Annotated in this window: 18 protein-coding genes, 1 pseudogene and 1 riboswitch; of the genes and pseudogenes, 7 read left to right on the forward strand and 12 right to left on the reverse strand. The window is 28.9% G+C overall.

From position 1 onward, the window contains the following. The first annotated feature begins 91 nt into the window (after positions 1-91). The 6 genes from Q5O44_RS12825 to Q5O44_RS12850 all read left to right on the forward strand — a co-directional run bounded on the left by Q5O44_RS12825 (position 92) and on the right by Q5O44_RS12850 (position 7349). Positions 92-2005: an ABC-F family ATP-binding cassette domain-containing protein gene (locus Q5O44_RS12825; protein ID WP_022168837.1), complete on the forward strand. Its 1914-nt coding sequence runs from the start codon at positions 92-94 to the stop codon at positions 2003-2005. A 55-nt stretch (positions 2006-2060) separates the two neighbouring features. Continuing rightward, on the forward strand, positions 2061-3437 hold the full coding sequence (locus tag Q5O44_RS12830; RefSeq protein WP_022168838.1) for an MBOAT family protein: 1377 nt from the start codon (positions 2061-2063) through the stop codon (positions 3435-3437). 8 nt (positions 3438-3445) lie between these two features. Continuing rightward, on the forward strand, positions 3446-4585 hold the full coding sequence (locus Q5O44_RS12835) for a DHHW family protein (protein ID WP_022168839.1): 1140 nt from the start codon (positions 3446-3448) through the stop codon (positions 4583-4585). 77 nt (positions 4586-4662) lie between these two features. Further along, positions 4663-5277 carry an acetate uptake transporter family protein gene (locus Q5O44_RS12840; protein WP_022168840.1) on the forward strand — a complete coding sequence of 205 codons (615 nt, stop codon included), beginning with the start codon at positions 4663-4665 and terminating at the stop codon, positions 5275-5277. A 104-nt stretch (positions 5278-5381) separates the two neighbouring features. Continuing rightward, positions 5382-5564, forward strand: coding sequence for a hypothetical protein (locus Q5O44_RS12845; RefSeq protein WP_022168841.1), 183 nt, complete (start codon positions 5382-5384; stop codon positions 5562-5564). A gap of 837 nt (positions 5565-6401) precedes the next feature. After that, a complete protein-coding gene (locus Q5O44_RS12850) occupies positions 6402-7349 on the forward strand; it encodes a tyrosine recombinase XerC (protein WP_291661235.1) in 948 nt (315 codons plus the stop codon). A 20-nt stretch (positions 7350-7369) separates the two neighbouring features. Here Q5O44_RS12850 and Q5O44_RS12855 read toward each other — a convergent pair whose 3' ends face one another. From Q5O44_RS12855 to Q5O44_RS12910, 12 genes and pseudogenes are all read right to left on the reverse strand, one after another. Next, positions 7370-7822, reverse strand: a complete 453-nt coding sequence (locus Q5O44_RS12855; protein WP_022168843.1) for a hypothetical protein — start codon at positions 7820-7822, stop codon at positions 7370-7372. Positions 7823-8154: 332 nt separating this feature from the next. Further along, entirely contained in the window at positions 8155-9696 is a 1542-nt protein-coding gene (gene guaA, locus Q5O44_RS12860; RefSeq protein ID WP_022168844.1) for a glutamine-hydrolyzing GMP synthase, read from the reverse strand. Positions 9697-9725: 29 nt separating this feature from the next. Next, complete coding sequence (gene guaB, locus Q5O44_RS12865) at positions 9726-11180, reverse strand: IMP dehydrogenase (RefSeq protein ID WP_022168845.1); 1455 nt, start codon at positions 11178-11180, stop codon at positions 9726-9728. A gap of 132 nt (positions 11181-11312) precedes the next feature. Beyond that, a riboswitch (purine riboswitch) is annotated at positions 11313-11410 on the reverse strand. Between the two features lie 47 nt (positions 11411-11457). Further along, positions 11458-12906, reverse strand: a complete 1449-nt coding sequence (locus Q5O44_RS12870) for a vWA domain-containing protein (protein ID WP_370545578.1) — start codon at positions 12904-12906, stop codon at positions 11458-11460. A 7-nt stretch (positions 12907-12913) separates the two neighbouring features. Next, positions 12914-14219: pseudogene (locus Q5O44_RS12875) on the reverse strand (GspE/PulE family protein); the annotation flags it as partial. Positions 14220-14248: 29 nt separating this feature from the next. Continuing rightward, positions 14249-15004 carry an A24 family peptidase gene (locus Q5O44_RS12880; RefSeq protein ID WP_022168850.1) on the reverse strand — a complete coding sequence of 252 codons (756 nt, stop codon included), beginning with the start codon at positions 15002-15004 and terminating at the stop codon, positions 14249-14251. A 148-nt stretch (positions 15005-15152) separates the two neighbouring features. After that, entirely contained in the window at positions 15153-16778 is a 1626-nt protein-coding gene (gene groL, locus Q5O44_RS12885; RefSeq protein ID WP_022168851.1) for a chaperonin GroEL, read from the reverse strand. Between the two features lie 17 nt (positions 16779-16795). Next, positions 16796-17080, reverse strand: a complete 285-nt coding sequence (gene groES / locus Q5O44_RS12890) for a co-chaperone GroES (RefSeq protein ID WP_022168852.1) — start codon at positions 17078-17080, stop codon at positions 16796-16798. 313 nt (positions 17081-17393) lie between these two features. Beyond that, on the reverse strand, positions 17394-18902 hold the full coding sequence (locus Q5O44_RS12895) for a 4Fe-4S dicluster domain-containing protein (protein WP_022168853.1): 1509 nt from the start codon (positions 18900-18902) through the stop codon (positions 17394-17396). Positions 18903-19052: 150 nt separating this feature from the next. After that, positions 19053-19823 (reverse strand): sulfite exporter TauE/SafE family protein, encoded by a 771-nt coding sequence (locus Q5O44_RS12900; protein ID WP_022168854.1) that lies wholly within the window; start codon positions 19821-19823, stop codon positions 19053-19055. 2 nt (positions 19824-19825) lie between these two features. Then, positions 19826-20257, reverse strand: coding sequence for a MarR family winged helix-turn-helix transcriptional regulator (locus tag Q5O44_RS12905; RefSeq protein ID WP_022168855.1), 432 nt, complete (start codon positions 20255-20257; stop codon positions 19826-19828). 157 nt (positions 20258-20414) lie between these two features. Further along, the gene (locus Q5O44_RS12910; protein ID WP_022168856.1) at positions 20415-21335 is read right to left on the reverse strand and encodes a DNA-3-methyladenine glycosylase; all 921 of its coding nucleotides are present in this window, start codon (positions 21333-21335) and stop codon (positions 20415-20417) included. Between the two features lie 344 nt (positions 21336-21679). Here Q5O44_RS12910 and Q5O44_RS12915 point away from each other — a divergent pair, with 344 nt between their 5' ends. After that, complete coding sequence (locus Q5O44_RS12915) at positions 21680-22159, forward strand: pyridoxamine 5'-phosphate oxidase family protein (protein WP_022168857.1); 480 nt, start codon at positions 21680-21682, stop codon at positions 22157-22159. Positions 22160-22365: the final 206 nt, after the last annotated feature.

Raw genomic sequence — 22365 nt, forward strand, 5'->3', positions numbered from 1 at the left:
ATTAAATTTACTTAATGAAGTGCCTTTTTGATTTTTATACATGACTTATGTTAAAATAAGATGTTTAATAATATAAATAAAGGAGTTCAATATGAATTTAATTACATTAGATAAAATAAGTAAATCATATAGTGAAAAAGTACTATTGGATAATGTTACTTTAAATATAAATGAAGGTGATAAGATAGGCTTAATAGGTTTAAATGGAGCAGGAAAGTCTACGCTTTTAAAGATAGTGGCTGGAAGAGATGAATTCTTCAGTGGTGATGTTACTAAAAGTAAAGATTTAAGAATAGAGTATTTATCTCAAAATACAGAATATGAGGATGATACTACAGTACTTGAGCAAGTTTTCCATGGTGATAATATGGAAATGAAGCTTTTAAAAGAATATGAATTATTACTGGAATCCATTAATAATAGTGAGTTTTCTGAAGAACTTAATAACAAACTTATAGCATTACAAGCTAAGATAGATAATCTAAATTTATGGAGTTTAGAAAGTGAAGCAAAAACAATCTTAACTAAGCTTGGTATACATAACTACAATGTTAAAATGTCTACTTTATCTGGTGGACAGAAAAAAAGGGTCTTTCTAGCATCTGCTTTAATAAGTCCTTGCGATTTATTAATACTAGATGAGCCTACTAACCATTTAGACTCTTCATCTATAGAATGGCTAGAAGATTATTTAAATGCCAGAAAAGGTGCTTTACTGATGATTACTCATGATAGATATTTCCTAGATAGAGTTGCCAATAGAACTATTGAACTAGATAGGGGAAAGCTATACTCATACGATGGAAACTATAGCTATTTCTTAGAAAAGAAAGCAGAAAGACTAGAGCTTGAGGCTGCAATGGAGGAAAAGAGACAAAAACTTATACTTAAAGAATTACAATGGGTAAGACGAGGAGCAAAAGCTAGAACTACTAAACAAAAGGCAAGACTTCAACGCTTTGATGAATTAGTAAATAAAGAATATATCGCTGCTCCTGAAAATATAGATATGCCTTTTGTGGGAAGAAGATTAGGAAAGAAAACAATAGAATTATATAATATATCAAAAAGATATGATGAAAAGGTATTATTAAATGATTTTTCTTATATATTCTTAAAAAGCGATAGAATTGGTATTATTGGCGATAACGGTATGGGAAAAACAACACTTACTAATTTAATTAATGGTAGTGTAAAAGCAGATTTAGGAAGTATTGAAATTGGAGATACAGTGAAGATATGTACCTTTGCACAAGATGATTCTCATATGGATTTAAATATGAGGGCCATTGATTATATAAAAGAAGGTGGAGAAACAATTCCAACAGAAGATGGCACTGTAATAACAGCTTCACAATTGGCAGAAAGATTTTTATTTGATGGTATACTTCAATATACAACTATCAATAAACTTTCAGGTGGAGAAAGACGTAGACTTCATTTACTGAGAATACTAATGGAAGCACCAAATGTTTTAATTCTAGATGAGCCTACAAATGATTTAGATATTGAGACATTAAAGATATTAGAAGATTTTATTGATGAATTTATAGGAATAGTTGTAGTTGTATCCCATGATAGATACTTCCTTGATAGAACTTGTAATAAGATTTTCTCTTTTGAAGGTAATGGTAATATAAAAATATACAATGGTAATTACAGTGATTATTTAATTCATAAAGAAATAGAGTTAGTAAATGAAAAAGATAATAACAATAAAAAAGCAACAGTGAAAAAAGAATATGTAAAAACTAAGGAAGATAAGCCTAAATTTTCATTTAAAGAACAGAAGGAATTTGAAACTATCTATGGTGATATTGATAAATTAGAAGAGAAAATAGCCAATATAGATAAAGAAATGGAAGCAAACCCATCGAATTATGGTCTTTTAAATGAACTTACCAATGAAAAAGAAGCACTAGAAGAAGAACTTCTTTATAAGTATGAAAGAGTAGAGTATTTAGAAGACTTGGCTAAGAAAATAGAAGAATATAAGAAAAAATAAATCATAAAAGTTAGATTGCTAAATTAACAATCTAACTTTTATATAAGGAGAAAAAATGGTTTTTAGTAGTTTAATTTTTTTATTTAGATTTATGCCTATTTTCTTTATTTGCTACTTCTTACTTCCAATGAAATACAAGAATTTTTGTTTACTTATCTTTAGCTTATTATTCTATTCATGGGGAGAACCCAAATACATTATTTTAATGATTACGTCTATTTTAGTGGATTACTGTATCTCGCAAAGAATATGGAAAGAAGAAAAGAATAAAAAGAGGCAAAAATTACTCTTAAGTGCATCAATTATATTTAATATAGGTATGCTATTTGTTTTTAAATACTATAATTTTATAACTGTAAATGTGAATAACATCTTTAAAAGCAATATACCATTAAGTTCAATGACATTACCTTTAGGAATAAGTTTTTATACATTTCAGACGCTATCATATACTATAGATGTATATAAAGGAAGAATAAGGCCTGAAAAAAACATTATTAATTTTGCGGCTTTTGTAACAATGTTTCCACAGTTAATTGCTGGCCCTATAGTTAAATATACAGATATAAGGGAAAAGCTTATAAGCAGAAAACATAATTGGTCTTTAGTAGAAGAGGGAGTGGAAGATTTTATTATAGGTTTAGGGAAAAAGGTATTACTAGCTAATAATTTTGGAATGCTTTGGGAAGAGGCACAAAGTATTGGTTTTGCAAATATATCTACCCCTATGGCTTGGCTTAGCTTATTGGCTTTTTCATTGCAAATTTACTATGATTTTAGTGGTTATTCCACAATGGCCATAGGACTTGGAAAAATGTTAGGATTTGTATTTCCTAAAAACTTTAATTATCCTTACATATCTAAAAGTATTTCTGAGTTTTGGAGAAGGTGGCATATAACTTTAGGATCTTGGTTTAAAGAATACATATATATACCTCTTGGAGGAAATAGAAAAGGGAAGAAACGTACATTCTTAAATTTACTGATAGTGTGGTTTTTAACTGGACTATGGCATGGTGCAGAATTTAACTTTATCTTATGGGGATTATACTTCTTTTTATTAATTTCCTTGGAGAAGTTAATTTTAGATAAATATCTTAATAATTATAAGTTTTTTGCACACATTTATACAATATTTATGCTTTTAATGGGTTGGGCTATATTTGCTATAACAGACTTAAATTTATTAAAGGTATTTTTAAAACAACTTTTTGCATGCAAATATAATACAGAATGGATTTATTATCTACAAAATTATCTAATTATAATTGTCATTGGAGTAGTATGCAGTACACCAGTGGTTTCATCTATCTGGAATAGCTTGAAAATAAATAAGTATGTCAGTACACTAATTTTAATATCAATATTTATTTTATCAGTGGCATATTTAGTAGATTCTAGTTATAATCCATTTTTATATTTTAGATTTTAGGTGATACTATGAAGAAAAATATTTTTAAAAAATACCCAACATTCTTTGTGTTTAGTGCCATAGTAATTCTTTTTACAGTGATAGATATTATTAATTCTCCAAAAGAATTTTCAGAACTTGAAAATAGGAATTTATCTCAAATTCCTATTTTATCACTTGAATCATATATTGATACTAGCTTTTCATCTGATTATGAAAAATATATTAATGATCAGTTCTTTTTAAGAGATAAGTGGATTGATTTAAAGTCAAGAATAGAGTATCTATTAGGAAAAAGAGAAAATAATGATATAATTTTTGGCAAGGACAATTATTTATTTAAAAAATTTACCACTTTTAATGGCGAAATGCTGGAAAACAATATTAATTCTATTTTAACTTTTACTAATAGTTATAAAACAGATGTGGATTTTTTTATTATTCCTAATTCCTATGCTATATATGATGAATTAACACCAAGATATTTACCGCTAGTTGATCAATTATCATTAATTAATTCTATTAATAGCTATCTTTCTTTGGAAAGTAACAACCATATAAACGCCATAAATGTTGCTGAAAAATTATTAAAAAACAAAGATGATTATATATACTATAAGACAGATCATCATTGGACATCTTATGGGGCTTATTTAGCTTATTTAACTTATATGGATTCTTTAGGTTTAGAAGCTATTGATATTGATAAGTTAGAAGAAATAAAAATAAATAACTTCTTTGGAACCTATTATAATAGAAGTAAATATTTCAAAGCAGATAGTGATTTTATTACATATTACAATATGCCAAATTTACAAATTGAAATAGATGGAAAAGAATATCTTTCGTTAATGGATTTAGATAAATTTAAAAGCAGTGATAAATATTCAGCTTTTCTTTGGGGTAATAATGGATTAACAAAAGTAATTAATGAAAATATAGCTGAAGAAAGAAAGGGGAGTAGCATATTAATTTTTAAGGATTCTTATGCCAATTCATTTATTCAATTTCTAGCAAACAATTATGAAACTATTGATATTGTAGATCTACGACACTTTAAAGAACCTATAAGCAATTTTATGAAGGATAAGGAATATAATCAAATCCTAATTATGTATAGTTTTGACAATTTATCTAGTGATATTAACATAAGAAGATTAAAGTTTTAAAAATTATTATTGACTAAAACTTAATGTTCTGTTAATCTAGGATAGTCGATTTTATTTATACAACAGGGGGAAACATAATGGAAAACACAAATGAAAGAAATGTAAAAGTTCTTGTTGCTGATCCATCTGCATTAGGATTATTTGGTTTAGCAATAATAACTTTAGTTGCTTCTTCACAAAAATTAGGTTTAACTTCAGGAGTATCTTTAGTTTTACCATGGGCTATATTTTTAGGCGCATCAGCACAATTAGTTGCATGTATTAATGATTTCAAACATAATAATGTATTTGGAGCTACAGCATTTGGAGCATACGCATTCTTCTGGTATGCAATGGGATTCTCTTGGATGATCCAAAATGGAGTATTTGGAGAAAAGTTAGCTGCTTCAGTTGATACAACTCAATTAGGTGTTGCATTCTTAGGTTACTTAATTTTCACATTATTCATGACAGTAGGTGCTTTAGAAACTAACAAAGTATTATTCTTAATCTTTGTATGTATAGATTTCTTATTCTTAGGGTTATCATTAAGCTCATTTGGTATAGCTACAGAATTAACTCACGGAATAGCTGCATGGTCAGAATTAATAATAGCTATCTTATCATTCTATGGATGTGCAGGTAACGTATTAAATGGTCACTTAAAGAGAGTTATATTACCACTTGGTAAGCCATTTGGGATTTTAAAATAATTATAAATAATTTATTTGAAACTATAGATAATTAAATTTATCTATAGTTTTTTTATTTAAAATTTTATATAATTAATTTAAGTAAATACAAGGAGATAAATATTATGGAAATTAACGTTTATTTAAAAAACAAAAAAGATCCAATTAAATATACTGGCGACCGTATAGATGTTCTTGATTTTGAAATGGATAATGTTAAATATAAGCAAATTAGATATTTTAGAAAAGGTTTTTCAAAATCTGAATTAATTATGAGTGATTTAATTGTAAAAATTAAAGAAGTTTAATAAAAATAGCTAAAGATCAATTTATTATAATCTTTAGCTATTTTTATTATTTTAACTATTATTAGTATTAAATGTTATTTATATTTAGCTATTGAAAATTAATTTATTTAAGTATTTATTATCCATATTTTACTTATAAAAGAATTTAAAATCTGAGCGAAAAAATATTTCTAGTTTTTATACAGATTAGTAAATATACTTTTCAATTGTTTTAGAAATTTTTAAAACCTACAAATCGATATGTATATTTTGAATAGATGTTTCATATAAATTAATTAACTTATTTAATTTAGTTAATATTATCTATTTCGCTAAATACCTATTTAGCGAAATTCGTATTATTGAATTATTAAAACCTCTATGATATAATAAAATAGAGGCTTTAGAGCGTGTAATGGGGGTATAAAATTGACATTAAAACGAACTTCAAATAATAATTATTCTGATTTCGCTTATACAAGCGAAGTAAAAAAGTTATTAAATGTAACTTTAAATAAGCGAGATGAAAATAAATTAAAGAAAATATATACTAATTTTTATGAATTAGAATCATCTCGTAGTTATGAACCAATTATTGAGGATTTATATATTCTTGTTGAAAAGCATCACTTGAGCACAAAGCAATTATCTGAAATTTATCACATTGGTGTAAGGAGCATTCAAAAATGGCTTAAGGAATTAGGAATAAATAGATCTATATCAAAAGCTCATAAAATTTCAAATAAAAGTACTGTTATAAAAAAAGGCATTGAAATAGAATCATTAAGTGCACAAGTTTCAGAGGCACCTAAAATAAATCCATTTGGAATAGAAATTGAAGAAAAAGAAAATCTTCCTATGATGGTAAAGGATTTTTTAAATTATTTAGAAACAATCAAAGGTAAATCTATTAATACAATAAGTGCGTATAAAACTGATTTATCAGTATTCTTTAAGTTTATGAAGATTTATAAAGGTTATCCAGTAGATGACACTCTTCAATTTACAGAGATACCTATTGATGATTTGGATACGGATTTTATAAAAGCAATTAAGTTAACTGATATGTATGCTTTCTTATCTTTTGCGGAGAAACAACGAAACAATAGTAATTATGCAAGAGCTAGAAAAGTAGCAACCTTGAAATCTTTTTATAATTATCTACATAATAAAGCAAAGGTTATTGAGAACAATCCTGCAACTGAGTTAGAATCTCCTAAAATTAACGAAAGGCACCCTATTTACCTTACATTAGATCAAAGTATTACATTACTTGAATCATTAGATAAGACCAATAAGAATTACCAAAGAGATTATTGTATTTTAGTTTTCTTTCTTAATTGTGGTCTACGGGTTTCTGAATTATGCAACATTGAAATTAGTAAAATTAAAGGAGACACTTTAACCATAATTGGTAAAGGTAATAAAGAAAGGACCATTTACCTTAATTCAGCATGTATAAAAGCTTTGGAGCAATATTTATCTGTTAGAGATGATTCTAAAGCAACAGCTGTAAATAAGAATTACTTATTCTTATCAGCAAGAAATACACCTATTAACAAAAGAACTGTTGAGATATTGGTTAAAAAGCATATTTCAAATGCTGGTTTTACCAATGCTAAGTATACTCCACACAAGCTAAGACATACAGCAGCGACACTTATGTACAAGCATGGTAATGTAGATATTAGGAGCTTACAAAACATACTAGGCCACGAAAGTATATCCACAACTGAAATTTATACCCATGTTGATGAAGATCACTTAAGAGATGCTGTAAATTCTAATCCTCTTTCCAACTTGTAAATAAGAAAAAACTATATTACTTAAAGTAATATAGTTTTTTCTTCAGACTGTTGAATTTTAGTTTTTTGTTGCTTAATTTGATAATTTCCTGATTCAATCATTATATTTTCTAGAGTTTTTTTATTCATATTATTAATGGTACACTTGGCATCATCAGATGCATATTTTTGATTATATGTTCCATCCATATATCCTTTTGTAGAAGCACACTTTTTTATCACCTTATTTCCTATATAAGAAAATAATTTTAAAATAATACCTTTATACTGATACGCTTTTAGCGATTCAATCATAGCATACTGAGCAAATGTCCTTTGCTTTTGTAATATTTCTGCTGCAACATGTGCTCCCAAAGATGCTCCACAAATTAACAACAAATCATTGATTCCATGTTTCTGAAACCAAGTAATAATCAATTCTGCTTCATGTGTTGAAGAAATAAAATCAACATCATTTAACTCATGTCCACTCATTGTAGGAGCGTAAACATGATACTCTTTTTATAATACTTCAATTTGTGGTGTCCACATCTTATATGTACAACCAGCACCATGTAGAAGTAATATCTTCTGCTTATTTTTTTTTCCAAACTCATGCATTTTCAACTACCATTACCTCCCACAAATTCTACTTTCCACTTTCCATTTTCATTATACCACTTATATTTTCAGTTATATACCAATTATCAACTCAAATATTATGCTTTCAATACTTCTACTAAAAACAATTAGCTTCTTTTTAACTCAAAAAATATAAAATAACCCCGAAAATGCATATTATATTAGCATTTCCGAGGTTCTATTTGTTATTCGAATTCTATAGTTGCTGGTGGTTTACCTGTGCAATCGTAGAATACACGGTTAACGCCATTAACTTCATTTACTATTCTTGTTGTTACTTTTCCAAGTACTTCCCATGGAAGATCAGCAGATTCTGCTGTCATGAAATCACTTGTTGTTACAGCTCTAAGTGCAACTGCATAATCATAAGTTCTTTCATCACCCATAACTCCTACAGATCTCATATTAGTTAACGCTGCAAAATATTGTCCAATTTCTTTATCTAATCCAGCATTAGCAATTTCTTCTCTATAAATTGCATCAGCTTCTTGAACTATTCTTACTTTTTCAGCTGTTACTTCACCAATTATTCTTATACCTAATCCTGGACCTGGGAATGGTTGTCTGTATACTAATTTTTCAGGAATACCAAGCTCTAATCCTGCTTTTCTTACTTCATCCTTAAATAGTAATCTTAAAGGTTCAATTATTTCCTTAAAATCAACATAATCAGGAAGTCCACCAACATTATGATGTGATTTTATTACTGCTGAATCACCAAGACCACTTTCAATTATATCTGGATAAATTGTTCCTTGAACTAAGAAATCTACCGCACCTATTTTCTTAGCTTCTTCTTCAAATACTCTAATGAACTCTTCTCCGATAATCTTTCTCTTTCTTTCTGGATCTTCTACTCCAGCAAGAGCTTCATAGAATCTATCTTGTGCATTTACTCTAATGAAGTTTAAATCATAATGACCTTCTGGTCCAAAGATAGCTTCTACTTCATCACCTTCATCTTTACGAAGTAAACCATGATCAACAAATACACATGTTAATTGCTTACCAATAGCTTTTGATAAAAGAACAGCTGCTACTGATGAATCAACACCTCCTGATAATGCACAAAGTGCTTTACCATCACCAATTCTTTCACGAATTTCCTCAATTGATTTTTCAACGAAAGAATCCATTGTCCAATCTCCAGTACAATTACAAATATTGTACACAAAGTTTGATAACATTTTAGTTCCTTCTTGAGTATGCATAACTTCTGGATGGAATTGAACTGCATATAAGTTCTTTTCTGCGCATTCCATAGCTGCTACTGGACATACTGGAGTATTTCCTACTATATTAAAACCTTCTGGTGCTTTTTCTATATAATCTGTATGACTCATCCAACAGATAGTCTTGTCTTGCACCCCTTCAAATATTTTTGATTTTACATCAACATTAACTTCTGTTTTACCATATTCACTAACTGGTGCAGTTGCTACACTTCCACCTAATACATGAGCCATTAACTGTGATCCATAGCATATTCCCAGCACTGGTATCCCAATATTAAATATTTCTTTATCACATAATGGAGAGTTTTCACCATATACGCTATTAGGTCCGCCAGTAAATATTATTCCCTTTGGATTCATTTCTCTTATTTTTTCTATACTTAAATTGTATGGATGAACCTCACAATATACATTACATTCTCTGACTCTTCTTGCTATTAACTGATTGTACTGACCACCAAAGTCAAGCACTAGTATTAATTCTTTCTTCATTGGAATCCTCCTAATGTCTTTCTGTCTTATTACTCTCTAACGCTATAGTTTGGAGCTTCTTTAGTTATATTAATATCATGTGGATGACTTTCTCTTATACCTGAAGAAGTTTGAACCACAAATTTAGCATTTTCATATAAATCATCTAATGTTGGTGCTCCTAAATATCCCATACCTGATTTTATACCACCTAGTAATTGGAATAAAGTATCTGCTACTGGTCCTTTATAAGCAACTCTTCCTTCAACACCTTCTGGTACGAATTTCTTTGTTCCATTTTGGAAGTATCTATCACTAGATCCCTTTTCCATAGCTGCTAAAGATCCCATACCTCTATATACTTTATATGTTCTTCCTTGATATATTTCTGTTTCACCTGGTGATTCTTCACATCCAGCTAGCATTGAACCCATCATACAAACTTGTGCTCCTGCTGCTAAAGCCTTAACTATATCTCCTGAATACTTTAATCCACCATCAGCAATAACTGGAACACCGTATTTTCTTCCTTCTTCAACACAATCCATAACTGCTGTTAATTGTGGAACACCTACACCTGCAACTACTCTTGTTGTACAAATTGATCCTGGCCCTATACCAACTTTAACACAATCTGCTCCTGCTTCAACTAAATCTCTTACTGCTTCTGCTGTAGCAATATTACCTGCTATTATTTGAAGTTCTGGATAAACACTCTTTATTTTTCTTACACCTTCAATAACACCTTTACTATGTCCATGTGCTGTATCAAGTGTGATAACATCTACGTTTGCTTTTACTAAAGCTTCAACTCTTTCCATCATGTCATTAGTAATTCCCACTGAAGCTCCACATAAAAGTCTTCCTTTACTATCCTTAGCTGCATTAGGATATGCCTTTGCCTTTTCAATATCTTTTATAGTAATTAATCCTTTTAAATTATTTTCATCATCTACTAAAGGAAGTTTTTCTATTTTATGCTTCTTTAATATTTCTAAAGCTTCTTCTAAAGTAGTTCCTTCCTTTGCTGTTATTAATGGGCTCTTTGTCATTACTTCATTAATTTTCTTATCATAGTTTGTTTCAAAAACTATATCTCTGTTAGTTATTATTCCCACTAACTTAGTTCCTCTTGTTACAGGAACTCCTGAAATTCTATATTTAGCCATTAACTCTAACGCTTGTTTTACTGTATTGTCTTCATTTAAGAATATTGGATCAGTTATTACTCCATTTTCTTGTCTCTTAACTCTATCTACTTCCATAGCTTGTTCTGCTATAGTCATATTTTTATGGATTATACCAATTCCACCTTCTCTAGCCATAGCTATAGCCATTTTAGATTCAGTAACAGTATCCATACTTGCACTCATTAATGGTATATTTAATGATATTTTCTTTGTTAATTTAGTTTTTAAACTAACTTCATTAGGTAAAATTTCAGATTTGTTTGGTACTAATAACACATCATCAAATGTGTAAGCAGTTTTAATAATTTGAGCCATTGTGATTCCCTCCAAATATTTAAAATATGTAATAATTACTAATATAGTCTATTTAATTGTAAAAAAAAAGCATATTAACCTTTAAGTAAGGTTAATACGCCTAATAATCTTAAATTTACTCTATAAGATATAAAGACATTTAATCTTACTTATAGTCGGAAATTATTGGTTTCCGGTAGAAACTCCCTGCCATATCCAGGGTATATACAAGTTTTCATAATGTTCGTTGTTTTTCGATTTTTTTTTATTATAGAGTATTTAGTTTATATTGTCAATATTAAAACAAATCAGGTAATTTTATTTTTTCTTGACTTTCTTCATTTCCTTTAATTGCCCTTAAAGTAGCCATTTTACTACTATTGCCTACAGTTATATCATTGGTATATCTAATAATTACATCATCTACTAATGTATAATTGTATAATATTATAATATATCTTTTCTCATGATATTCTTGAACATTATAATAAAATTTTTCATTATCTTTTGTCATTTCTCCTAATTCTTTAAGGTTTCCATTTATAAACTCGTATACTGTAGGTGTACTATTTAAAACTCCTTTTTTATCTAAATCTAAAATTATTTTTTCACTTTTTTCAACCTCTAAAGATGCTGCAAAATTTACATTTGTCCCTACTAAAAACTCCCTCTCTTTTTCATCAATAATAATTTTATCATCCTTTATTCCATTATATATTCCATGACTTATTTCATAATACTCCTCTAACATATTAACTATAGGTGTATCAATAGCCTTTATAAAATTCTTCTTATTAAATTTATTATAAATTATATAGTTATTTATTATACTTTGTTCCTCATTATTTTTACCAAATTTCAACTGTCCTCTTTTTCCATAAGGAATCTTAACTCTAAAGGATATGATAAATGAATCTGACTCATAAACATCATAGCCATTAACAGTCTCTTTATACTGATAAACTATATCTTCTAATTTAACTATCAATTGCTCTCCATCAGATATTATCTCCTTAATTCTTTCACTTCCAGATATATAATCAAAATTTGTATTGGTATCAAAATGTAACTTGGCATTTATAACATCAAATGATAATTTCTTATTAACACTAAGAAGCCTCTTAGCTACTTCTGCCATATCAGTATCCACACTATTATAATTACCACCATCAATGGTTCCTATAATATAATCATTGAGATTTCCTCCTAATTGGTCATGTAATTTTTCAATATTATTATCTTTATCATCACTTATATCTAGTGTTATTACTTTTATTTGTTGTTCTTTAATGGACTTTATTGCTTCTACAGAATATTTCATTTCTCCTGAAGTTAAAATTATAATAGCCCTATTTTTATTCTCCTCACCAAAACATTTATAAATATCATTGGCTAATAATAATGCTTCATTAATATTTCTGTGATTGCTTTCACTTGTGATAATTTTATTAGTTTGAAAAAGTTGTCTAAATCCATCTTTTGAATTTAAATCTGTCAAACTAAATAATGGTTGCAAGAGATTTGAAGCAGAAATATTTCCTTTCATACTGACATCTTTAGGATTATCTATATAATTTCTATCACCAACTAATGCAGTATCACTAAAAGTTATAACACCAAATTTTGTATTTATAAAAGTTTTATCATTAATTATAGAATTAACTATCCCATTTTGTATCTGTGAATATCTGTTTCCTTTATTCATTTTATTAGATGTATCTATAAGAAAAATTGCTTCTTCAATAATGCCTCCATATGGCTTCTTTGTGAGTTTTAGTTATTTCCATAATTTCATAAACACCTACTCTACCTATATATCCACTATTATTGCAATATCCACATCCCTTTGCTGAATATAACAGCAATTTCTGCTGTTTCATCATCCCTTATCTCTCCAATCATTATTACATCTGGATCCTGTCTTAATATACTTCTAAGACCACTTGCAAAAGTCATACCGGATTTATTATTAACATTTACCTGATTTATTCCCTCCAAGGTATACTCCACTGGGTCTTCTACCGTAACAATATTTATATTTTCAGAATTTATATCATCTAAAATGCTATATAAAGTTGTTGATTTACCACTTCCTGTTGGTCCTGTTACTAAAACAATGCCATGAGGATTAGATATTATTCTATTAAGTTTATTAATATTTTCAGTACTTAAACCTAAATGTTCTTTATGAACCTTATAGTTATTCTTATCTAAAATTCTTATAACCACTTTTTCACCATAGACCACTGGTAGGATAGAAACTCTTAAATCCACTTCCTTCTCATCAACTTTGGTAATTATTCTTCCATCCTATGGTATTCTTTTTTCTGCAATATTAAGACCTGCTAATATCTTTATTCTTGCAACTAATGGTGGAAGACTCTCAATACCTATTAAATTTACCGTACTAAGTTCTCCATCTATTCTATAACGAATCCTTACCTCTTTTTCATAAGGCTCTATATGTATATCCGATGCCCTCATTTCAATGGAGTTCTTAAACATATACTCTATCATCTTTACTACAGGGGCATTCTTTATATCATCAATATCATCATCTTTTACTATTACTTTTGACTCCAAGGCTTCTTTACTAAACTCTTCTGCTGCTTTAACTACTTCCTCATTACTATAATTTAAATCTATAAACTTTTTTATATTTCTTCTTATATCAATAAATACTTCTACTTCAAAGCCAGATGCAATATTTATATCATCAATAGCGAATATATTTAAAGGGTCATGCATCGCTACTTGCAGTTTACCCTCACAAAAACCAAAAGGAATTAGAGTATATTTATTACATAAGTTTTGTGGTATCATCTTAATAACCTTTTTATCAAAGCTTACCGTATTTAAATCTATTTCCTTTATTCCTGTTTGCTCCTTAATTGCTTCCATCATATCCCTTTCACTGATGGTACCATTATCCAATAAAATTTCACCTAGTTTCTTACCTAATACCTTTTGAGAGATTAATGCTTCATTTAATTGATCATAAGTTATCTTTCCTGATCTAACTAAAATATCTCCTAACCGCTTCTTATCTAATGTTGCCATAAAAGTTTCTCCCATTATAATAAAAAATGTTATATTTTCATCAATGACATATAACAATTAATTATTTCTGTGCCATATAATAATGAAATAATTGCTCCCATAGCTAAGTATGGACCAAATGCTATTTCACCTTTTCTTTCCTTTAACTTTAATATTAAAATCAAACTTGCTATAATTCCTCCTAAAATAAATGCTATAAACAAGGCAAGTATAACTCTTTTAATACCTAGAAATAATCCTATAATTAAAGCTATTTCAATATCACCTTCACCCATTCCCCCTGTAAGAAGTACAATTGCTCCAATAACGGAAACACCTAAAACACCACCTAATAAATTCCCCCAGGGTATTTGTCCTGAAATTAAAAAGGCCATTATAGCTATGAATACAAATGAACCTATGCCAAAGATAGTAGTAGATTTATAGATATAGTGCGTTTCTAAATCAATACCTGCAATAACTATTAAAAGTGAAGTTAATAAAAATCCTTTTAATGAACTAATTGAATTTCCATAGTTACAATATACAAGCACATATAATAATGAATTAAGTATTTCAATAATAGGGTATTTAATAGATATCCTCTCACCACACCCCCTACATCTTCCTTTTAAAAAAATATAGCTTAAAAGAGGAATTAAATCACGTCCCTGCAATTTATAGCTGCAAGTGGTGCAATGAGATGGTGGAAATACAATAGATTCCTCTCTTGGAATTCTATAAATACATACATTTAAAAAACTGCCTATACATAATCCAATAATTGCAATGAATATAATCTCCAAATATATAACACTTCCTCATATTTATATTAATTATTAAAATTATTAACACTTTTTACATATTTTATTGTGTATTTTATATAAAACTTTAGTGAAATTAGTAAAAATAGAAAAAAACATCAAGCAATTTTACTTGCTTGATGTTTTTTTATTAATACATTCCGTCCATTCCCATTCCTGGATTAGGTGCTGGAGCTGCTTCCTTTTGTGGAATATCTGCTACAGCGGCTTCTGTTGTTAAGAATGTAGATGCTACTGATGCTGCATTTTGAAGTGCTGATCTTGTAACCTTAGTTGGATCAACAATTCCTGTTTGAAGCATATTTACATACTTATCATTTAATGCATCATATCCAATTCCAGCTTCACTGTATTTTACTTTTTCAATTATTACTGAACCTTCAAGTCCTGCATTTATAGCAATTTGTCTCATTGGTTCTTCTAAAGCTTTAACAATTATATTTATACCAACTTGTGTATCAGCAACTTCTGAAGTTAATTCTGCTACTTTATTAATTACATTTACATAAGCAGTTCCACCTCCTGGAACAATACCTTCTTCCACAGCTGCCTTTGTAGCTGCTAAAGCATCTTCAATTCTTAGCTTTCTTTCTTTTAATTCTGTTTCTGTAGCAGCACCAACTTTAATTACTGCAACACCACCTGAAAGTTTTGCTAATCTTTCTTGAAGTTTTTCTTTATCAAATTCAGAAGATGTTTCTTCTATTTGAACCTTTATTTGACCTATTCTTTCTTGAATAAGTGATTTTTCACCTTTTCCATTTACTATTGTAGTATTTTCCTTAGTAACTTTTACACTTTCAGCTTGGCCAAGCATATCTAAAGTAACTTCTTTTAAATCTCTTCCTAATTCTTCAGAAATAACTTCTCCACCTGTTAATATTGCTATATCTTGTAGCATTTCTTTTCTTCTATCACCAAATCCTGGTGCTTTAACAGCTACACAGTTAAATGTTCCTCTTAACTTATTAACTACTAATGTAGCCATTGCTTCGCCTTCAACATCTTCTGCAATTATTAAAAGCTTTCTACCGTTTTGAACTATTTGTTCAAGTATTGGTAAGATTTCTTGTATGTTTGAAATTTTCTTATCAGTTATTAAAATTAATGGATTATCAAGTAATGCTTCCATCTTTTCAGTATCAGTTGCCATATAAGGACTTACATATCCTCTATCAAATTGCATACCTTCAACTACATCTAATTCTGTTCCCATAGATTTAGATTCTTCTACAGTGATAACCCCTTCGTTTCCTACTTTCTCCATTGCCTCTGAAATAAGAGTTCCTATTTCTTCATCAGCAGCTGATATAGCTGCAACTCTTGCAATATCCTCTTTACCAGCTACAGGTTTTGATATATTCTTTATTTCTTCAACTGCTACATCAACAGCTTTTCTTATACCATTTCTTATAAGTATTGGATTTGCACCAGCTGTAACATTTTTAAGTCCTTCTCTTATTATAGCTTGTGCTAAAAGAGTAGCAGTAGTAGTACCATCTCCAGCAACATCGTTAGTCTTTGTTGCAACTTCTTTAACTAATTGTGCTCCCATATTTTCATATGGATCTTCTAACTCTATTTCTCTTGCTATAGATACACCATCATTTGTGATAAGTGGTGAACCAAATTTCTTATCTAGTATAACATTTCTTCCTTTAGGTCCTAATGTAACCTTTACTGTATTAGCTAGCTTATCAACACCTGATTGCATAGCTCTTCTTGCTTCTTCTCCAAATTGAATCATTTTAGCCATAATAATTATCCTCCCTTTTATTCAACAATTGCCAATATATCATCTTGTCTTAATATTATATATTCTTCTCCAGCAACTTTTACATCTGTTCCTGCATATTTTGAATATAAAATCTTGTCTCCAACTTTTACTTCCATTTCTACTCTTTTACCATCTACAACAGCACCTGGACCTACAGCCATAACTTCAGCTTCTTGTGGCTGTTCCTTTGCTGTACCTGTTAGAACTATACCGCTCTTTGTAGTTGATTCAGCCTCTAATTTCTTTATGACAACTCTATCTCCTAATGGTTTAATATTCATTAAAAATACCTCCTACTACTTTTTTGTTAGCACTCACCATCATAGAGTGCTAATATCTATATTTTTATAATATATCCTTTTTCCTTACTTTTCAAATATTACTTTTTTTATTATTGCCTTTTAATGGTTAAATATAACTTAATATTTTAATTTATATTTTATTTACTCCCTGTTGCTTAACATTCCTCCATTTCTCAGTATTTTAAATATTTTACATTAAAAGTAAATCTCCTGATGTAAACTTATATCAGGAGATTTATATTTTCTATATCATTTATTTATTACTTATTAATTCATAATTAACAATTTTCAATTATTTGTTTTTTACCATTACTTTTCTTTCAAGATTAATATCTTTAAATTCTTCTAGCTTTTCATTTTTTATAACTGCTTTTATAGGAGACCCATTATTTATTTTAACAAAGGCAGCTTTAGCCTTAGCCTGCGTAACTATTGTTCCTGCACCATTTATACATCCACCTTCACACATCATACCTTCTATAAAATTACCTGGAAGCCTACCTGCTTTTGCCATAGTCATTGTCTTCTTACATTCTAAACCTGAAACCTTTACTGGTTTAAAGTCAACGCTTACTCCACTATCCTTAACATAATTTTCTATAGCTGCTGTTAATCCTCCTGACATACCAAAGTTTCTACCAAATACTGAACCATCATTAACATCATCTTCTTCACATTCATATGGATTAACTTCAAAAGCAGCATATAATGCTAAAAGTTCTTCAAAAGTAAGTACATAATCAACAGCACCTTCCGCACCATTTCTAATAGCTTCTGCTTTTTTAGCTGTACATGGTCCTATAAATACTATTTTTGCTTCTGGGTCCTGTGCCTTTATATATTTAGCTGTTGCTACCATTGGTGATACAGTTCCAGAAATCTTTCCTGCTTCAGTGGATACTGTCTTTTCGATAAAGCTTAAGAATCCAGGACAGCATGAATTAGTCATATATTTATCACCATTTTCCATTCTTTCTATAAACTCATTGCTTTCATGAACAGTTACTGCATCTGCTCCTAAAGCAGCTTCTATCATATCTACAAAACCAAGTTTTTTAATAGAATTTCTAATCTTTCCATAATTCATTGTTGCTCCAAATTGTCCTGTAATTGCTGGTGCTACTATGGCATACATTCTTCTTCCTCTACCTAATCTTTTAGCCACTGGTACTATTAAACTCTTATCAGAAATAGCGCCAAAAGGACATGCGCTCATACACGCTCCACAGTTTACGCATTTTTCTTCTTTTATCATCGCCCTTCTATCTTCTGGATTAATATCTAATGCTCCAGTAGGACAAGATCTCTTACAAGGTCTCATAACTTCAGATATAGCATCATATGAACATGCTTTTTTACACATTCCACATTCTCTACATAACTCTTGATTAATATATGCTTTTCCATTAACTATGCTTATTGCACCAAAGTTGCATGCTTCTTTACATCTATGTGCAACACAATTTCTACATGAATCTGTTACATTATACTTATTAATTGGACATCTATCGCAAGCTGCTTCAATAACATACATTATTTGTTCATCAGGTCTTATGTCAACAAGGTGTTCCTCTATATTATCTCCATCTGCTAAACACCCTGCTGCAAGCTTTGCTCTTTCTAAAACTATAGCTCTTTCTTTATATACACAGCATCTATATGTTGGCTTATTTCCTTTAATAACTTCATATGGAATCTTTTCAATATTATCCAAAGTCACGCTATCTTCTTTAGCAAGCTTTGCCACCTCCGTTAAGACCTCATGCTTAAGTTTTTTAAGTTGAGTTTCAAATTGAAACATATCTTTTCCCCCTATCAAATCTTTCTCAATACTCCACATAATATTATACTATATCTTGTTAATTTATTGTATATTTTAATATTTTTGTAATTTACCCTCATAAAAATAGAGCCTAATTAACTCTAGTTTAATTAAGCTCTTTATATCATTTTACAAAAACATCTTTACTATTATCATTGCTAATCCTAATACTGATAATACAACTCCCGTAACACGATTTAGCTTTTCTGCACTTGCTTTATTAGCAAACTTAGCTGAAACTTGTGCTCCTATAAGGGTAGCTAAAACACATACTATTAAAGCTTTTATATCTGGCATACCACCTATTTTAATATGAGATAGCGCTCCTGTAAGTGCTGTAAATGCCATTATGAATACACTTGTTCCAACTGCTGTTTTAAGTTCATAACCTAAAACGCTAGTTAAAATAAGAAGAAGCATCATTCCTCCTCCAGCTCCTACAAATCCACATATAAATCCTATTACGATTCCACAAAAAATTGATTGAATTACCTTTTGCTTAGCAGATTTATTTTCAACTACTTCTTTAGTAGTCATTACAGGCTTAATAATAAATTTAAGTCCTAAAAATAATGTCATAAATACTGAAAAATTCCCCATTGCACCATTTGGTACTTTTGATGCCACAAAACTACCAAACATTGTAAAGATAAGTACTGAACATAATATTACAATACCATCTTTTATATCTATATTTTTATTTTTTCCATATGTGTAAGCTGATGCAGCTGATGCTAGCACGTCTGATGCTAATGCTATTCCTACTGCCTCATAAGCTGGAAAGCCTAGAAATGTTATAAGCATAGGAGAAATAACTGCTGCTGCTGATAATCCAGCAAGTCCTGTACCAATCCCAGCTCCTAATCCTGCTATAATATATACTATAAATTCCAAAAACATTATTACAACTCCTTCTTAATATTACTTAACATTTTATTTACTATTTCTTTCAAAACTTCTTCTTCTTCTTTGGAAATACCATTATAAATAGTATCTACATATTTTCTTTGTGCCTCCAATGCTTCCTTTATAACTTCACCAGCTAAATTTTCAACCTTTAAATGAATAACTCTTCTATCCTCTTTATCAGCATGAATACTTAAGAAATTTTTAGCAACTAATTTATCTACAGATTTTGAAACATATGATTTTGCTATTCCTCTTAGTTCAACAATATCTTTTGCCGTATCATACTTTGGATTATTATTAAGAAAAAGAAGTATATCCACTTCCACCTTATTCATAGAATACTTATCAGCAACTTCCATAATCATCTTTGAATATAACTTTCCAAACATGCTGGCTGATACTAATATTTCAGTGGTATTACTCATAATAGACCTCCTTAATTAGTTCTTTAGAGAACTGTTCTTTTAAGAACTATTATTGCATAAAAAATATATTATTCAATACCTTTTAAAAAACTTTACTCTTTATTCACATATAAAAATAGTCAATATATTAAATATATTGACTATTTTTATAAATAAATTATACGTTAATATTATTTTCTCTGGCATAATAGAATAAATATTGCTGTGCTAAACCTGAAAGTTCACCAAATTTTTCTCTACCAAATACTCTTATCTTATTTAATGAAACATCCGGTGCAACATAGAAATGAATCATTGCTCTCTTAATCCATACATCAACTGGAAAAGCTGATTTTTTACCCATAGAAAAAAGCATAATACAATCTGCAACCTTGGCACCTACTCCCTTGAAGGCTTGTAATGCTACATGACATTCATCTGTTGGAAGTGACATTATATAATCTAAATCATACCTTTTTAATTCATCAGTTAAATTTCCTGATTTTTTGGCTTCCAAAGCCATATTTATATTATAAATTGTATCAATTATATATTTACTTCTAAAAGATGCACCTGTCTCTTGGATATCTTCAAGGGTTGCGTTCTTTAATTGCTCTGGCGTTGGAAATGCATAGTATATTTCACCTTTATATTCTATTTTATCACCAAACTTCTCTGATATTTTCTTAATGGTCTTCATTATTGAAGGAATACTGTTTCTTGCTGAAATAATAAAACTAATAACCATTTCAAAAGGATCCTGATTTAATAATCTTATTCCATAGCCAAACTCTATAGCTTGTTTTAATAATTCATCCTTACTTAACTCTTCTTTTAAAGGTCCATATTCTGTATTTAAATCAAAATAATTTTCCCATATATTTTTAAAATCATTCATATTGGTATTATGAATTATTACCTCATCATCTTCTTGTATAATTTCTATTACTCTTCTATTAGATACCACTATATAATCAGTATCAGTAACCCTTTGCCATCTAAAGCACTGTCCACATTCTAATATTTGTTTAATATTAAAATTCTTAACACCTTTTATTATAACTGAATCATTTGATTCTATTATTTCTCTATAATCCATAAAACACCTCATCCTTTAATCTATTGTTATATTTTATCTTTAACTAATATCTTGATTATTACTCAAGAACTTTCATAAGGTACATATACTAACAGAATTATCTATTAATAATAATTATTACTTATATTATAGCTTAAAAAAATAAAAGTATCAAAAAATAGAGATATAAAATAGATAAAATATTTTTTTGGAGTTTATGTTATTTATATATATTTCTTTACCTTTATTCTAGTTTATATGTTTTATGGAGTGTAATATTTTTTGGTATTTATTGGTATAATTATAAGTGTACATGTATTCTTAACCCTTAATTAATATAATAAATATTTGGAGGTAATGCTTATATGAATACATTTGAAAAAAGTATTCAAGTTTTGGAAGACTTATTTGCAAGAGATTATCAATTTGCTCTAGCAACTTGCGATGAAAACATCCCTTCTGTAAGATTTGTTGATACATTTTATTATGATGGTGCCTTTTATGTTGTTACTCATGCTGAATCCTTAAAAGTATTAGAACTTGAACTTAATGAAAAAGTAGCTTTATGTAATAAATCTTATAGATTCAGTGGAATGGCCCATAATATAGGTCATCCTTTAAAAAAAGAAAACTCAGAAATACGTCATAAGCTGATGGATGCTTTTAGTTCATGGTATTTTAAACATAATAATGAAAATGACAAAAATATGTGCTATATAAAAATAGATTTAAGTCATGGCTTCTTCTATAAAGATGGCACTGGCTATGATGTAGACTTTATAAACAAACAAGCCACAGAATTCCCCTTCACCTTCGATATAAAAACCATTGATAATTATAAGTGATGAATGATGAATTATGAATTTAGGAAAAAACTCTCTGAGTTTATTTTAAATAATAAGAAGGAATTTCCCTAAGGGAAATTCCTTCAGACTGTTGACAAAGTGTCAACAGTCTTTAATTTTATACAAATATGTAATATAATTTAAAATATATAAATTTATTACATAGAGGTTTTACTAATGATAAACGAAAGAAAAGAAGCACAAAG

Origin of the sequence: Clostridium sp. CAG:221 (assembly GCA_000435835.1) — a bacterium.
In the GTDB taxonomy this organism is placed as follows: Bacteria; Bacillota; Clostridia; order Clostridiales; family Clostridiaceae; genus Clostridium.

What these genes read in the sequence shown, in the direction of transcription:
- Q5O44_RS12825 (WP_022168837.1), top strand. Translation starts at nt 92, where the DNA reads ATGAATTTAATTACATTAGATAAAATAAGTAAATCATATAGTGAAAAA.
- Q5O44_RS12830 (WP_022168838.1), top strand. Translation starts at nt 2,061, where the DNA reads ATGGTTTTTAGTAGTTTAATTTTTTTATTTAGATTTATGCCTATTTTC.
- Q5O44_RS12835 (WP_022168839.1), top strand. Translation starts at nt 3,446, where the DNA reads ATGAAGAAAAATATTTTTAAAAAATACCCAACATTCTTTGTGTTTAGT.
- Q5O44_RS12840 (WP_022168840.1), top strand. Translation starts at nt 4,663, where the DNA reads ATGGAAAACACAAATGAAAGAAATGTAAAAGTTCTTGTTGCTGATCCA.
- Q5O44_RS12845 (WP_022168841.1), top strand. Translation starts at nt 5,382, where the DNA reads ATGGAAATTAACGTTTATTTAAAAAACAAAAAAGATCCAATTAAATAT.
- Q5O44_RS12850 (WP_291661235.1), top strand. Translation starts at nt 6,402, where the DNA reads ATGATGGTAAAGGATTTTTTAAATTATTTAGAAACAATCAAAGGTAAA.
- Q5O44_RS12855 (WP_022168843.1), bottom strand. Translation starts at nt 7,822, where the DNA reads ATGAGTGGACATGAGTTAAATGATGTTGATTTTATTTCTTCAACACAT.
- guaA (WP_022168844.1), bottom strand. Translation starts at nt 9,696, where the DNA reads ATGAAGAAAGAATTAATACTAGTGCTTGACTTTGGTGGTCAGTACAAT.
- guaB (WP_022168845.1), bottom strand. Translation starts at nt 11,180, where the DNA reads ATGGCTCAAATTATTAAAACTGCTTACACATTTGATGATGTGTTATTA.
- groL (WP_022168851.1), bottom strand. Translation starts at nt 16,778, where the DNA reads ATGGCTAAAATGATTCAATTTGGAGAAGAAGCAAGAAGAGCTATGCAA.
- groES (WP_022168852.1), bottom strand. Translation starts at nt 17,080, where the DNA reads ATGAATATTAAACCATTAGGAGATAGAGTTGTCATAAAGAAATTAGAG.
- Q5O44_RS12895 (WP_022168853.1), bottom strand. Translation starts at nt 18,902, where the DNA reads ATGTTTCAATTTGAAACTCAACTTAAAAAACTTAAGCATGAGGTCTTA.
- Q5O44_RS12900 (WP_022168854.1), bottom strand. Translation starts at nt 19,823, where the DNA reads ATGTTTTTGGAATTTATAGTATATATTATAGCAGGATTAGGAGCTGGG.
- Q5O44_RS12905 (WP_022168855.1), bottom strand. Translation starts at nt 20,257, where the DNA reads ATGAGTAATACCACTGAAATATTAGTATCAGCCAGCATGTTTGGAAAG.
- Q5O44_RS12910 (WP_022168856.1), bottom strand. Translation starts at nt 21,335, where the DNA reads ATGGATTATAGAGAAATAATAGAATCAAATGATTCAGTTATAATAAAA.
- Q5O44_RS12915 (WP_022168857.1), top strand. Translation starts at nt 21,680, where the DNA reads ATGAATACATTTGAAAAAAGTATTCAAGTTTTGGAAGACTTATTTGCA.